Annotated in this window: 15 protein-coding genes and 1 riboswitch; of the genes, 4 read left to right on the forward strand and 11 right to left on the reverse strand. The window is 36.6% G+C overall.

The window, feature by feature from the left end:
* Positions 1 to 2: 2 nt before the first annotated feature.
* Together ribE and ribD are read right to left on the reverse strand one after the other, a co-directional pair.
* A complete protein-coding gene (gene ribE, locus HNQ35_RS09285; RefSeq protein ID WP_146937517.1) occupies positions 3 to 647 on the reverse strand; it encodes a riboflavin synthase in 645 nt (214 codons plus the stop codon).
* Positions 628 to 1,743 carry a bifunctional diaminohydroxyphosphoribosylaminopyrimidine deaminase/5-amino-6-(5-phosphoribosylamino)uracil reductase RibD gene (ribD, locus tag HNQ35_RS09290; RefSeq protein ID WP_146937519.1) on the reverse strand — a complete coding sequence of 372 codons (1,116 nt, stop codon included), beginning with the start codon at positions 1,741 to 1,743 and terminating at the stop codon, positions 628 to 630. Before ribD ends, ribE begins: the two co-directional genes overlap by 20 nt.
* A 225-nt stretch (positions 1,744 to 1,968) precedes the next feature.
* Positions 1,969 to 2,118, reverse strand: a riboswitch (FMN riboswitch).
* Between the two features lie 785 nt (positions 2,119 to 2,903).
* Here ribD and HNQ35_RS09295 point away from each other — a divergent pair.
* Positions 2,904 to 3,209: a DUF4367 domain-containing protein gene (locus tag HNQ35_RS09295; RefSeq protein ID WP_371862310.1), complete on the forward strand. Its 306-nt coding sequence runs from the start codon at positions 2,904 to 2,906 to the stop codon at positions 3,207 to 3,209.
* 146 nt (positions 3,210 to 3,355) lie between these two features.
* Here the strand turns inward: HNQ35_RS09295 and HNQ35_RS09300 are convergent, their stop codons facing one another.
* Genes HNQ35_RS09300 through HNQ35_RS09320 form a run of 5 tightly spaced genes read right to left on the reverse strand, consistent with a single transcriptional unit; the run spans position 3,356 to position 7,204 of the window.
* Positions 3,356 to 4,477 carry a sensor histidine kinase gene (locus tag HNQ35_RS09300; RefSeq protein ID WP_146937524.1) on the reverse strand — a complete coding sequence of 374 codons (1,122 nt, stop codon included), beginning with the start codon at positions 4,475 to 4,477 and terminating at the stop codon, positions 3,356 to 3,358.
* On the reverse strand, positions 4,464 to 5,144 hold the full coding sequence (locus HNQ35_RS09305) for a response regulator transcription factor (RefSeq protein WP_146937593.1): 681 nt from the start codon (positions 5,142 to 5,144) through the stop codon (positions 4,464 to 4,466). Before HNQ35_RS09305 ends, HNQ35_RS09300 begins: the two co-directional genes overlap by 14 nt.
* A 53-nt stretch (positions 5,145 to 5,197) precedes the next feature.
* The gene (locus HNQ35_RS09310) at positions 5,198 to 5,797 is read right to left on the reverse strand and encodes a TlpA family protein disulfide reductase (protein WP_246118075.1); all 600 of its coding nucleotides are present in this window, start codon (positions 5,795 to 5,797) and stop codon (positions 5,198 to 5,200) included.
* A gap of 15 nt (positions 5,798 to 5,812) precedes the next feature.
* A complete protein-coding gene (locus tag HNQ35_RS09315; protein ID WP_146937526.1) occupies positions 5,813 to 6,556 on the reverse strand; it encodes a cytochrome c biogenesis CcdA family protein in 744 nt (247 codons plus the stop codon).
* On the reverse strand, positions 6,557 to 7,204 hold the full coding sequence (locus tag HNQ35_RS09320; protein ID WP_174771669.1) for a hypothetical protein: 648 nt from the start codon (positions 7,202 to 7,204) through the stop codon (positions 6,557 to 6,559).
* Positions 7,205 to 7,389: 185 nt separating this feature from the next.
* On the opposite strand from HNQ35_RS09320, the gene HNQ35_RS09325 reads away from it, so the two are divergent.
* Positions 7,390 to 7,893 carry a YusW family protein gene (locus HNQ35_RS09325; protein WP_146937528.1) on the forward strand — a complete coding sequence of 168 codons (504 nt, stop codon included), beginning with the start codon at positions 7,390 to 7,392 and terminating at the stop codon, positions 7,891 to 7,893.
* Between the two features lie 70 nt (positions 7,894 to 7,963).
* Here the strand turns inward: HNQ35_RS09325 and HNQ35_RS09330 are convergent, their stop codons facing one another.
* The 4 genes from HNQ35_RS09330 to HNQ35_RS09345 form a co-directional block, all read right to left on the reverse strand.
* Positions 7,964 to 8,140 (reverse strand): alpha/beta fold hydrolase, encoded by a 177-nt coding sequence (locus tag HNQ35_RS09330; protein ID WP_146937530.1) that lies wholly within the window; start codon positions 8,138 to 8,140, stop codon positions 7,964 to 7,966.
* Between the two features lie 46 nt (positions 8,141 to 8,186).
* Positions 8,187 to 9,260 carry a DUF871 domain-containing protein gene (locus HNQ35_RS09335; RefSeq protein WP_146937532.1) on the reverse strand — a complete coding sequence of 358 codons (1,074 nt, stop codon included), beginning with the start codon at positions 9,258 to 9,260 and terminating at the stop codon, positions 8,187 to 8,189.
* 64 nt (positions 9,261 to 9,324) lie between these two features.
* Complete coding sequence (locus tag HNQ35_RS09340) at positions 9,325 to 10,704, reverse strand: PTS transporter subunit EIIC (RefSeq protein ID WP_146937534.1); 1,380 nt, start codon at positions 10,702 to 10,704, stop codon at positions 9,325 to 9,327.
* Between the two features lie 743 nt (positions 10,705 to 11,447).
* Positions 11,448 to 11,996, reverse strand: a complete 549-nt coding sequence (locus HNQ35_RS09345) for an NUDIX hydrolase (RefSeq protein WP_146937536.1) — start codon at positions 11,994 to 11,996, stop codon at positions 11,448 to 11,450.
* 531 nt (positions 11,997 to 12,527) lie between these two features.
* Between HNQ35_RS09345 and HNQ35_RS09350 the strand changes: the two genes are divergently transcribed.
* Together HNQ35_RS09350 and HNQ35_RS09355 are read left to right on the forward strand one after the other, a co-directional pair.
* Positions 12,528 to 13,535: a DmpA family aminopeptidase gene (locus tag HNQ35_RS09350; RefSeq protein ID WP_146937538.1), complete on the forward strand. Its 1,008-nt coding sequence runs from the start codon at positions 12,528 to 12,530 to the stop codon at positions 13,533 to 13,535.
* The gene (locus HNQ35_RS09355) at positions 13,536 to 14,225 is read left to right on the forward strand and encodes a copper homeostasis protein CutC (RefSeq protein WP_146937541.1); all 690 of its coding nucleotides are present in this window, start codon (positions 13,536 to 13,538) and stop codon (positions 14,223 to 14,225) included.
* The last annotated feature ends 135 nt before the right edge of the window (positions 14,226 to 14,360 follow it).

Genomic DNA, 14,360 nt, shown 5'->3' on the forward strand with positions numbered 1-14,360 from the left:
CCTTACATAAAGCCATTTTCTTGTAAAAATGCTTGATCGAGTTGTTTGTCCGTTGCTTGCCGCTTCACAATATGAGCAAGTGATTTCACGAGTAAGTCACATTCGATATTGACGACATCTCCGACTTTTTTTTCTCCTAAAATCGTTTGCTGACGCGTATGCGGAATGAGTGATATTTGAAATGAATCTTTCTCAATTGCAAATACCGTTAAACTTGTCCCATCAACCGCAATTGAACCTTTAGGTACGATATATGTCATCCACTGTTCTGGTACTTTAATGTCATAATAGATGGCATTTTCAACGGGCGAACGCTTAATAATTTCCCCGACACCATCGATATGGCCAGAGACGAAATGACCGCCAAATCTTCCAGTGCCAGACATCGCCCGTTCTAAATTAACTTGTGACCCGTGCCGTAATGACTGAAGTGAAGTAGAGCGTGCAGTTTCTGGCATAACATCAACAGTAAAATGCCTTGAATTAAACGAAGTAACCGTTAAACAGATTCCATTGACACTTATGCTATCACCTAGCTGAACATCCTCTAAAATATGTGCAGCTTGAATCGTAAGTTCCCAAGCATGTGGCGACTCCTTAGTCAGACGTTTAATGATACCGACTTCTTCAACGATCCCTGTAAACAACGTGATCCACTCCTTTTCTTTCAGCAATGATTTTGATATCGCTTCCTATTTTTTCAATATCTGTTATTTGTAAATCTGCCACATCTTCCATCGCAGAAAAGCCTTCACCTGCAAAACCTGTGTAAGCATGTCTACCACCAATTAGTTTCGGTGCGATATATATGATGACTTGATTAAATAAGCCTGTTTTTAGAAAGCTACCGTGAACTTCCGAACCGCCTTCAACAAAAACGCTCGTCATCTCTTTTTTACCGAGATATGAAAGGACATCTTTAAGTTCTAACTTTTCTGTTGGAAGTCGGATAATCTTCACTTGTGAGAAACGATTAAAACGGGCTTTTTCTCGATTCGTCACATTTTTACCGACAAAGATCCATGTCTCCGCTTGACGATCTGTTATCACATGGTGGTCAATTGGCGTTAGTAAATGTGTATCTAAAATGATGCGTATCGGGTGATGACCCGTGTCTGGATATCGTGCTGTTAAACTCGGATTATCTTTTAAAACGGTCCCAACACCGACTAAAATCGCATCATGCTGTTTTCTAAGTTGATGCACATCACGCCGAGCTTGTTCACTTGTAATCCATTGACTGTCACCCGTTTTGGTAGCTGTTTTTCCATCGAGGCTCATGGCGGCTTTTAACGTGACATATGGTTTTTTTGTTTGGATGTAATGGAAGAAGAAACGATTTAAATCCCATGCTTCCTTTTCCAAAATGCCAACCGTGACATCAATCCCAGCTTGTTTAAGGCACTTCACACCTTTTCCATATACATTTTCATTCGGATCAAGTGTTGCAATAACAACCCGCCGAACACCACTATCGATTATTTTATTCGTGCAAGGCGGCGTTTTTCCGTAATGACTACAAGGCTCTAATGTGACATAAAGCGTCGCATCTTTAGCTTTTTCACCAGCCATATTAAGAGCTATAACTTCGGCATGGGCTTCTCCCCTTTTTAAATGAGCACCCATTCCGACAATTTGCCCTTTATTCACGACGACCGCTCCAACAACCGGATTCGGGCTCGTCTGGCCGAGTGTTTGTTCAGCCAATTTCAGTGCCAATTGCATATATGTTTGATCGTCCACCATGATCACCTCCATTTCTTATTTTTTCCATCAAAAAAGCCCCTGAAATCGCTTCAGGGGCATAGAGTCAGAATTTAACGCAATATCCATATAACGCGAGTATTTTCAAATGCAAAAAAAGGTCATGTGGGACGACATAATAACCACAGACTACAAGCATACCTAAATAAACCAAGTAAAAAACTTGGTTTTATGACAGATATACCTCACGTTCCAAATGCGCTCCAATTCCTTCTCCCATCCAGACTATACTGTCGGTTCTGGAATTACACCAGATCCACCGAATACAACAAGCACTAGCACTCGGGTCACGGACTAAGAAGCTTTTGCTTCATCACCGCCGGTCGGGAATCTCACCCTGCCCCGAAGGAAAAACTAATATTCTATTACATGTTCATGATAACGGAAGTATATAGAATTGGCAAGAGATTTAGATTTCGAAATGTTTCTACGACATTTTTTGGTGGTGTTCTTCATGTTATTAGTTGCTAATTTAAGTCTAGTTTGTATCGAATGGTGGCTAGCTCTCACTCGTTGTCTCTTTCTATTTTTTAACGTGGTCGCATCGGGTAAATGTGCTAATCTATTAATAGTTTACAAGACAATTATGAGGTGCAGTAATTATAGAATAGTTTTAAAGTATCCTGTTAAATCTATAATCGAAACGAAACGCGATTAGGGGGCATCAAGTTATTAATTTCTGATCAAGCATTTATTCATAATAAATTACTGAAAAGGGAAACATCTATTTTATTTCTTACTTATCTCTATTCAGCTTAGCCATTGTGATTCAATATTTCTCTTACGAAAACATGAATAAACCGTTTAACCAGTCCAATTGTTTAATTCAGCTATCCGTTACACATAACTGCATGACTCATGAGATTGGTCGACTTGGAAAACTGTCAGACAAGGATCATCTGGTGGATTTGTTTCTGCTGTCCAAGCAAATCTTTGGGCATCAGGATATCAAACTGCAACTGGTGCAGTAGATGGAAGCTTTGGATCACTGGAATAAAACATTTCCAAAATTTGGAGAGGATTACTGCTGATGGAATAGCAAGTCCTACTACGTGAAGAACCTTTGAAAAATATGCATCAAGTGGTTATTTATCTAGAACATATAACCTTTACCACGAATTCACACTCAATTAGAAAGTATCGTTCATAGACAAAATGCAAATCATACCTATGTGAGTATATCTTTTTTCCATAATGGCCATGAGTTATTTTTTCTTATGCAGGAGTCAATTAACGGTGTAAATCAAGGTAATCGCTCTCTAGAAGATGAGTTTACAGAGCCATTAGAGATTCAGGGGAAAAATATATTTTTTAAAGAAAATGAGGTGCATAAACAAATGATTTTATTAACAGCAAGCTATAGTTTAACCATTTCTTCTAGTCAATTATCAAAAGAAGAATTGCGCCGTATCCTTGAGTCGATTGATTTGTCTGTTTTAAATTAAATATCTTTGTTTATACCCATCATGATCGGTAGTTCATTCCATACAGACGTTTTATTACTACTTCTCCTCATTATAAAAAATCTGTCCGAAAAGTTATTTCACATAACTCCTGGGACAGATTTTTCTACGTAACAAAACAATCACCTTTACTTACCTGCTATCGTTCTATCTAATGAAACAGGCAGCTCAAACCAAAATGAATTGTGCTTCCCTCCCCGCTCTAATCCGATTTTTCCATGATGTTGGTCAACAATTTCCTTAGCAATAGCAAGTCCTAAGCCACTGCCGCCGGTTGCACGGTTACGTGAATGGTCGATACGATAAAAGCGCTCAAAGATTCGATGTTCATCTTCTTTGCTAATGTCATCACTCGGTCCTGTCACACTTACACGATACATGTCGTTCGGCATCATCTTTCCTTCAATCTGAATCGGATTTCTACCATCGTCATCACGATAATATTGAATCGCGTTATCTAAAAGATTACTTAACACTTGGTGGATGCCTTCTCTATTCATATATAATTCTTGTTTTTCAATTGAGCGCTTTAATGGTATACGAGCTTCCTTCAATGACCAATCAAACATCCGGACACTTTGGTCTGTTACTTTGTCAATTTGGCAACGCTCTTTGTGAATAAATGATTGCTCACGAAGATGATCCCATTCTTTTAATTGTTCAAGTTGTTCTAGCATCATCGTCATTCGCTTCGATTCTTGGAGTAAGGCATCGTACAATTCTGTATTTCCTACAACGACCCCATTTTTTAACGCTTGGAGATAGCCATTCAAATTCGCTAACGGCGTTCGCAATTCATGTGATATGTCAGCAATCATCTTCTTTCTTTCTGTTTCATTATATTGTAGTTGTGACACCATTTCATTAAAATGTATCATTAGTTCTCCGACTTCATCATGATTTTTCGGTTTTAATGGTTTAGGAAACGTGCCTTGTTTCATTTGTTGTGTAGAGTCGATTAATTGACGAAGAGGGCGTATTAATTTATTCACAAAATAATAGTGTAAAACACTGCCAAACGTAATCGTAATTAAACTAAAAATCCATAAATATTGAAATAATGTCGCATTAAATTGTTTCTGACGTGTTTCACTAAAGGATGTCATTCCTTCAACGAGAAAGCATGCTGTATGATAAACTGCCCAACCACTAATAGCAATTGATATCGTTAAAAAAAGGATATTAATCGCTGATAAGCGCCATACGAAACCTTTTGGTAACCATGTTTTTTGACGTTTAAGACGTGACAAACTTATACCCCATTCCTCTTACCGTTTGGATCCGCTTCGGTTTAGCAGGATGATCCTCAATTTTCCGGCGTAATTTTTTGATATGTGCATCAATGACACGGTCTGATACATCTTGTTCTTCATATGAATAAATTTCTTGAACGAGTTGTTCACGAGATAGAACAATATTCGGATGTTGCATGAAAAAATAGAGTAAATTAAATTCATGTTTTGTTAATTGTATAGCCTTATCATAAAGAAGGACTTCTCCCCGTCTAGGCATAACACATAGTCCATCATGAACAATTTTTTGACAAAACTGTCCTGTCCGCCGTAAAACAGCTTCTACATGGGCAACTAATTCCTCTGGATCAAATGGTTTTGTCACATAATCATCGGCGCCCATTTTTAACCCCGCTATCTTATCTTCTATTCTAGCTTTTGCGGATAACATAATAACCGAAACATCATTTTCCTGTTCTTTTAACCATTCTAAAAAAGCTTCCCCACTTAACTTCGGAAGCATTAAATCTAGAATAATTAAACATGGATGATGTTTTAAAAAGGCTGCTTTTGCTTGTTCACCATCAGCAGCCTCAATCACATGATAATCATTTTTCTCTAAATAGATCCGCACTAACTGTCGAATCATCGCCTCATCTTCTACAACAAGAATCGTCTGTTTGATCGTTACCACCTCACCGGACATCTCTTTCTTTCATTGTATATCAAACAAACAACTTATTGCATCTTTTCAAATTCTTGTACCATTAATTCATAGTTAATGGCACCAAATGCAACATTGTGAATCATGCCGTTTGAATCAATTAAATATGTCGTTGGAATGGGGCGGATTTGATACAGTGTTGAAACAGATGAATCCACATCTAGTGGTACACGAAATGTAATACCATATTCTTCAACAAATTTTGGAACATTGTCTTCACTGCTCTCTGTTTCAGTTAAATTAACCGCTAAGATTACGACATCTTTATTCTCATGGAACTTCTGCATATCAGGCATTTCAGCACGACACGGTGGGCACCATGTTGCCCAGAAGTTTAACATGACACGTTTTCCTCGAAAATCAGATAATGACACTTTTTCACCTTCTAATGTTTCTAATTCAAAGTCTGGCGCTAAATCTCCTTTTTCTAGACCTTCTTTAATCATGGCTTCTCCAGATTTGTTTTGTGATCTTTCTTCTTTATCAGTTTCATTATTGTCTAATTGTTTAACTTGTTCACTAGATGATGATGCTTTGTCTTTAATACCGAAGTCATAGATAGCCCAGCCTAACATCCCAACTATAATGACGATGAAAATCCATTTTTTATTCACGATTCATTCCCCCCATCAGCCTAAATTCATTAACCATGTATCTTCAACGAATTTCAATAAAAATGTTGAAATTTGCGTCATTTGTCCTGTAAACAATAAAAGTCCCATCACAACCATTAAACCACCACCGACTTTCATTATTTTCTCACTATACTTTACAATCCAGCGTGTAGAACCGATGAAAAATGCTAGGATGAGAAATGGTAAAGCAAAACCGAGTACATAAGCCAATGTATAAACAGTTCCTTGTGTCGGATTTGCTGCAGCAACAACTAATATAGACGCGAAAATGGGACCGATACACGGCGTCCAACCCGCTGCAAATCCCATGCCGACAAAAAGTGTGCCCAAATAACCGACTGGCTTCTTAGTAAATTGAAACCGTTTTTCATTCATAAACGGCTTAATAGAAATCCAGCCGGCAACGAATAATCCCATCACAATAATAAAGATGCCAGCCAATCGCTGGATTAATTTACCCGAATCTCCTATAAATAAATCTTGAAGCCAAGAGCCAAGAAATGAAATGCCAACTCCTAAACTAATAAATACAGATGAAACACCTATTAAAAAAAAGATAGAATGCAACATCAATTTGCTACGAACTTTCATTTCTTTCTTACCTTCTAATTCTTTCACGCTCATTCCTGTTATATACGATAAATAAGCCGGAAAAAGTGGTAATGTACACGGTGATAAAAATGATAATGCACCAGCTCCAAAAGCTAACCATATCGTTAAATCTGCTGCCGTTGTCATTTAAGACACCTTCCTTTTCTCATAAATGAATAAAGTAATAAATAATACAATTAATATCACTAAAAACCATGGCGCCATTAAGTAACCGAAAAGAGACGCATAGGGCATAATAAACGCTAACAGCAGCTGACCGATACTCCATAATAACATCATCAATAGAGAAAGGGCGTTTTTTTCATCTTTACCTTGCCGTATCACATAAAGAATGAGTATCCCAGCGTGGAAAACGATACTGTGAAATCCAATACTATTGTTAAATACCACTTTCTGAATAAATTCATACACGAATGAACCGAATATAAAAATCGGTACAAATGACACAAACCAGGTCATACTATCAAATTGTTTTCTCTTCGTTTTGTAGATGATTTGCAAAGCTGTCAATAAAACAGCTATGTAAAAAGCATTGGAATCACTCGGATATGCTAAAATAGCTAACGGGTCTTCAATAAATATGTTTATATTAACCAAAATCTTCCCTAACCAAATAAAAATAATGAAATTAATTAAAAGTGAGGTTGTCTCTTCTAAGTGCTTTTTCTTCTCCTTTTTATGAGCTGGGCTCATCACATAATAAAAGATAAAACCCATTATTAAGCTAAAGACAATGATGCCTATAGAGCCTAATTTCCATACTGCTGCTGTCATGTTTATTTCCTCCAGTTACTCGAGTCATGTTCATCTTATCAATTCAATGTGAAAGTTTGATGAAAACTAAATAAATTATATTCGGCAAGCTTTTATATAGTTAGCTTATATCTAAAACACATTTTACATGATAATAAATAAATATTCTCTAATTGGGTATTTTAAATATAAAAGGAGTGAATCGGATGCGTAAAAAAATAATTTTAAGTCTAGTTATCAGCTCGTTATTTCTTCAAGTAGGATGTATTGCTGGTGATAAAGTAACGAATCCACCGGCTAATTCATCATTACCAGAAGATGAACAAGGAAAGCTAACAAAACAGCCCGAAGATGAGGATGCCATGGAAAATTCAACAAATGAGCAAACGACTGTCACACCGTATGTTTTTCAAGAGTTTGATTTGGAAGTTGACCATGAGGGTAAAGAAGATGTTATAGAAGTTGAATATGACAATGAACCGAATAAGGTTGAAGCAACATATATCGACCGTCTTCAAGACTTACGACTCAAAGGAGATGAGGCGTTAAAAAAGTTGGACCCCATTTTTAGTGACTTTGACTTTGACGAAAATACACCTGATGAAGAAGTATTAAATACAATCAGTGATGCCTTCAATATTCCTGATGGAGCGACTTTTGAACTATCAATCGAATTTACAAATGGTGTGGAAAAGGAATATAGAAGATAAGGTAGGTGAAGTCGCAATAAAAGCAAGTGCTTTCTGGTTATATTGCGGCTTCATATATGACTTCCCACTTTTAATTGTTTTTCCCAAAAAATTCACGCACAACATGATTAAACTTGTCCGCTTCTTCCATAAACATCCAATGACCTGATTCATGAAATTCGATAAATTGAGCATGGACGATTTCCTTTAATATGGTCCGTCGTATATCATCTGGTGACATCATATCCTTTGCCCCTTGCAAAATCATGGTCGGAACCTCTTTAGGCGCTTTCTTTCATTCAGCCAAAAAATAGTTATTTTACCCACTTTATATTAAATGTATGATTCCCTTTTATATGCTTCAATAATAAGCGATCTTCAGGGATGACTCGACCAAGTACGTTTACTTTCTCATCTGCTGGGAGATCCGTTCGTGTTATTTGTACTTCTCCTTGATAACGCAAATATTTTTCATTATCAATTGTTATGGTGCCAATAGGACGCTGACTACAATTAAATGGTTTTATGTCGCTGTTACTAACTGAAGCATATTGTCTTGATTCTACAGAGCGTATGACATCCCTTGCATGATCTAATCGATTCGTATGTGTTCCTTCTAATCTTTTCAAAAGTAAAGGATTTATTTTAGGATGTGCCTGCGCCCGAATTAAAAAATTCCCCTTTCTAAATGCAGTAAATTGCTCTAGTGACTGTGCACTTATTGTTATATCTCCAATTAATATTTTATCAACATACCCTTCTTGTTTCATTTCAATAAATGACGTAAACGGGACTTGATTTCGTTGTTTTTCTAAAGTCGGTAACTTGCAAAAAAGAGGACCACGAAGGTGACCGTCCCCAGGAATAAACCCCATGACTGATAAGCCCTCACTTTTTAACCATTTATTTCGCTTAACAAAATCAGTCCATCCTAATCCTGTTTCAGGGCGAGGGTAAAAATTATGCCACGCTTCTATATAATCTAAAGCAAGCCCCATTCGTTTTAATTCCAACAATGATTGTTCTGTTATTGTACTCGCATTTAAAGCTATTTTTATTTTTTTTGATAAATCAACGATTGTTTGTTCATCAACACCATAATCGACTCTTAGGCCCGTCACGCCCCAATCACGTAATTGTTTGACCGTTTTCCAATTCATTCCTAACAGTTTTAAGGATGCAGGCGATATATCAGCCATTAATTCCATCTTTAATTCTTGTGCAAGTTTACCTAGATGCTGTAATTGTTCATTATAACGTGATGGATCATCTTCTGGAATATGGAGTGACGTAAAAATTGATTTAAAGCCATTTTCATTCATTTTCCGAATATAAGCTTCTTGATTGGCTATTGTATCATGTCCTAAGTAAACGGAAATTCCTAGCATATAAATTCTCCTTATAAGGTTCACCTAATCAATGAAATTTTAAAGTATGTGCTCTTTTTATGCTTTATATATTTCTTGCCATGTCTTCCTTAAATCCGAATAAGTAGGTGAATAAAAAACCGCCTGTATAAGCAATAACTAAACCGAGAAAATAAAGAATATACTTTCCATCATCAATGAGTGGAATCAATGAAAGTCCAGATACCCCAATCCCTTTAGCTGCCGTATGCATCATCGCTTGAAAAGCACCACCTAGTGCTCCACCCATACAAGCTGTAATAAACGGACGTCCAAGTGGTAGCGTCACACCATATAATAGTGGTTCACCTATTCCTAGGAATCCGACTGGAAGACTACCTTTAATGATATTTTTTAGACGTTGATTTTTTGTTTTGACATAAATAGCAATCGCTGCACCAACTTGCCCCGCTCCTGCCATAGCAAGAATGGTTAGTAATGCTGTATTGCCGTACGTATTAATTAATTCTAAATGAATTGGTGTTAATCCATGATGTAGGCCGACCATTACAAGTGGTAAAAAGAATCCTGCTAATACTGCTCCTGCCAGCGCTCCGCCTGTTTCGATTAAAGCGGTTAACCCCTTCGTAATGCCATCAGATAATACGCCAGCAACAGGCATAACAGCATATAACGATACGATACCAACGACTAACACGGTAATAAGAGGCGTAAAGATAATATCTACTGCGCTTGGGATAATTTTCCTTACTTGTTTTTCAACAAAGGTCATCAACCATGCGGCAAAAATAACCCCGAATAATCCACCTCTACCGACAACAAGTGGTTCGCCATAAATGACTATGTCTGGTAGCATCGGATTAAATAAAATAATACCAGCAATCGCCCCAAGTACTGGTGTTCCTCCAAATTCTTTAGCCGTGTTCCAACCAACAAGAACAGCTAAAATTGAAAAAATACTCCCACCTAATAAGAGTAAGATTTGCATCCAGTTCGTTTCAGTACCAATATCTGCGTTTTTTAGGAAGTTAGCCGTCCCATTAATAATCCCTGAAGCAACAAGACCTGGAATTAATGGAATGAAGATATTTCCAATCCGGCGCAAAAATCTTTTAAAAGGTGTTTGATTCTTTCGTTTTATTTTTTCTTTATCTAAAGCCGCTTTTTCTTCAAATGTTAAACGATCTTCATCAACATCTGCTTCTTCCCCTATACTTAGACCCGTCATTTTACTTACGTGATGAGCTACTTTATTAACTATCCCAGGCCCGACTACAATTTGCAACGTTTCATCTTCAACAACACCAAGCACCCCTTCAACATCTTTTAGTTTTTCATGGTTAACAAGGTTGTCATCCTTTAATGATAATCTTAAACGTGTCATACAAAAAGCGATCCGCCGTACATTTTCTTTGCCACCAACTTGAGTCAAAATGTCAGAAGCCATTCTTTCTTCTTTAGTCATTTCTATTAGCCTCCTTATATTTTTTTAAAGTTTAACGAAAAGCTTAAATTGCTTTTTGTATATTCTAAAGCTCTAATGACATATGGTGTTCGTCCGCTCGCACGATTCCTATGACCGTGTCATGATCCGCCAAATTGATTTTTCGTAAATCTCTCTTTGCCATCCGTCCATCATTTCTCCCCATTTATGCACTAAAACGCTTTTATTTTATCTAAAACAATATTAAGTATTACTTCTTATGAAACGTTAAATATGACTGACATGCTTCTTACCAATCTTCAACTTGTTCTAAACCAAACGTAGATTAATCGTTTGTAAATACGAAAAGATTGAATGTATTCACTGAACTGACTTTTCAATGCTAAATAACATTTGAAACTACCTTGTCTAATTTATTCATGATTTTAAATATATTTAGTGCAAATGGTTAATCACGATTCATCGTTTTGGGATTTCAATATGATTGTTGATAAATTATGTATAGTCAGCTTTATTCTAATTGTATGTTTTCACTTTCATTGTACATAATTCTGAAAATAAATACCAGTTAATCGCGAAATGATTTGAAACTTAATTTCATTACCGGGTTAACTCATATTTTCAAAAGTATATGTTTTCATTAAGTTTATTATTAAAACGGGATTATATTCGTTTTTATTGAATGAACATAATAAACGAGTACTTTTGCAGAAAAATAACGGTGCAACTTTTTTCCAGCCATCATTTCTTCCTTGTCTGTTTTTTCATATGTGTTTCCTCCTAAAGTTCTCTAGCATATAATAAGCGCTTACTGTAAAAAATTGAGTTACTTCTCCCCGATCAATTAACTCTCCTAGGGTATCGATATCCATGATTTTAATATCGATGAACTCTATCGGATCCAATTCTTGTTCGAAGGCTTGATAGGCGTTTCGAATAAGATATGTTCTTACTTTATTTGTTTGTGTAGCGGGATTGACAAAGCACTCACTTAACAAAATAGGCTCCTCATCTGAAACAAAACCAGTTTCTTCACGAATTTCTCTTAAAATAGCTTCCTCATATGTTTCTCCCTTCTCTCGTTTCCCTGCCGGAATTTCTATAAAGAAATCATTCGCTGCATAGCGATACTGTTTAACTAAAACAATGTTGTTTTCTTCAGTAAGGACAATGGCGTTTACCCAGTCCGAATACTCATTCACATAATAATTTTCGATAACCTGTCCATCTGGGAGCTCACACATATCTTTACGTAAATTTCCAAAAGGTGTTTGATATAGATAGTTAGATTGTAATGTTTTCCACTTCTTCATGATATCCTCCCTAAATATATAAAATTTTAATTTATTAAGTTTTCTTAATCATAAAGTTAACTTTTGAACATTGCAAACTTATGCAAGAGTAAAATATGAGACTAGCGTCGTTTTTCATATCATGGTACGATGCTCTTAGAATAAAAATTCAATGTTTAAAATGGAATGTATTGCTCATTTAATATGATGTTTCAAGATGGTTTGCTCGTGCGAGGGGCCGTGTTGAAGATTTAATGCAATGTCTCGATGCTGTATCATGCGATTGAGTGTGTTGGAGGATTCAATGCATTGTCTCAGGGCGATTTTTTCTCACGAGAGAACGCGTTGAAGCCTCAATGCGATGTCTCAGTGATGGTTTTTCTTACGAGAGTATACGTTGAAGATTCAATACGAGGTCTCAGCGATCGTTTTTCTTACGAGAGTATACGTTGAAGATTCAATACGAGGTCTCAGTGATGGTTTTTCTTACGAGAGTATACGTTAAATCTCCATGGACATCACAATAAAACTTTTCATAAAGGAGAATGTGGCGTGACTTTGTCTTCTGGAAAAAATAATGATATAACAGATGTTCCGGGTGTGAGAGTTGGGCATGTCACACTGTATAAAAAGCTTAATGAACAAGATACGATCTGTACAGGTGTAACAGCTATTCTCCCACATGAAAATAATTTATTTACATATAAGACACCAGCCGCTTCACATGTTATTAATGGCTATGGTAAAACAGCAGGTCTTATTCAAATCAATGAACTTGGCTTAATCGAATCGCCAATTATGTTAACGAATACATTTAGTGTTGGACCTGTATTACAAGGAACGCTCACTTATATGTTAGACGAAAACCCAGATATTGGTGATTCGACGAGTTCAATTAATATTGTCGTCGGTGAATGTAATGATGGCTATTTGAACTCTATGCGCTTACAAGCCATTGAACCGCGTCATGCCATCCAAGCAATCACCCAGGCAACAACTGGTCCCATTCAACAAGGGGCTATCGGTGCTGGTAAAGGGATGGTTTGCTTCGGTTACAAAGGTGGGATTGGTTCAGCTTCACGGCTCGTCCCATTCGAAGATAAACATTATACCGTCGGGGTTCTTGTCTTAAGTAATTTTGGCAAAAAAGAACATGCTCTATTTAAAAACTTTCCCCACGGACAAAATGATTTACCAGATGGCTCCATCATGATCATTATTGGGACAGATGCCCCATTATACGACCGACAACTCAAACGATTAGCTAAACGCGCGACAGCTGGATTAGCACGAACAGGCAGTATCATTGCCAATGGAAGTGGGGATATCGCCATTGCTTTTTCCAATGCACAACACTTGCATCATTCAAAAGAAACTCCTTTTGATTCATATACTTTTATAAGAGATGATCAATCTTTAATGGAAGTCATTTTTCAAGCTGTGATAGAAGCAACAGAATCAGCTATTATCCATTCTCTTATTCATGCCGAGACGACAGAAGGGAGAAAAGGGAGAGTGATAGAAAAAGCACCATTACAAAATGACAAAGGAGTACAATAGATGGAATTAGAGATTATTACATTAAATGAAACGGATACATTACAAGTCGAAAGATTAGGTGCTACACGAGTTGAACTTGTCAGTGCCATTCAGGAAGGCGGACTAACTCCAAGCTATGGCACAATAAAAACAGTCTTAAACAAAGCAAATATTCCAGTTCAAATTATGATACGACCTCATAGTTATCGTTTTGTTTATAATGAAACAGACTGGCAAATAATGAAAGAAGATCTTTTAGCGATTAAATCTTTAGGTGGAAATCGTATCGTTTTTGGAGCACTTTCACTTGACGTATATATCGATGAGAGATTATTATACAAAGTTATCGAATGTGTTCCAGACTTTGATATCACTTTTCACCGTGCATTTGATGATGCTCTTTCACAGGTTGAAGCCTATCACATATTAAATAAATACAAACATCATGTTAAACGCATTCTCACATCAGGTGGTAAACCAAAGGCAATTGACGGAATAGACAACCTTCGTCAACTGATTCAACTTTCAAAACAATTAAATGGCCCGAAAATTTTAGTTGGTAGTGGTGTCAAACCAAGTAATCTGAAAATACTTCATAACGAACTTCAAGCCACCGAATATCATATAGGTTCAGGCGTTCGTCTTCATCAAGATTTTTCCAAAGCACTTGATGCTTCTAAAATGAAACAAGTCACTTCTTACCTTTTTTAAAACAAGAACTGTTTTTGCTCATAAAATGGACTTCTCCTTTTATGAGCTTTTCTTCTTTTTGCATCAACTTCATACATTTCTCTACTTCCACATAAAAATATTGTCGAAAAAATCTTTTTGTTTTTTAGTCAGAAT

This window comes from Cerasibacillus quisquiliarum (assembly GCF_014202495.1).
Taxonomy (GTDB): domain Bacteria; phylum Bacillota; class Bacilli; order Bacillales; family Amphibacillaceae; genus Cerasibacillus; species Cerasibacillus quisquiliarum.

Coding starts and splice junctions, on each gene's coding strand:
- HNQ35_RS09315 (WP_146937526.1), bottom strand. CDS start 6,556: ATGACAACGGCAGCAGATTTAACGATATGGTTAGCTTTTGGAGCTGGT.
- HNQ35_RS09320 (WP_174771669.1), bottom strand. CDS start 7,204: ATGACAGCAGCAGTATGGAAATTAGGCTCTATAGGCATCATTGTCTTT.
- HNQ35_RS09325 (WP_146937528.1), top strand. CDS start 7,390: ATGCGTAAAAAAATAATTTTAAGTCTAGTTATCAGCTCGTTATTTCTT.
- HNQ35_RS09330 (WP_146937530.1), bottom strand. CDS start 8,140: ATGATTTTGCAAGGGGCAAAGGATATGATGTCACCAGATGATATACGA.
- HNQ35_RS09335 (WP_146937532.1), bottom strand. CDS start 9,260: ATGCTAGGAATTTCCGTTTACTTAGGACATGATACAATAGCCAATCAA.
- HNQ35_RS09340 (WP_146937534.1), bottom strand. CDS start 10,704: ATGACTAAAGAAGAAAGAATGGCTTCTGACATTTTGACTCAAGTTGGT.
- HNQ35_RS09345 (WP_146937536.1), bottom strand. CDS start 11,996: ATGAAGAAGTGGAAAACATTACAATCTAACTATCTATATCAAACACCT.
- HNQ35_RS09355 (WP_146937541.1), top strand. CDS start 13,536: ATGGAATTAGAGATTATTACATTAAATGAAACGGATACATTACAAGTC.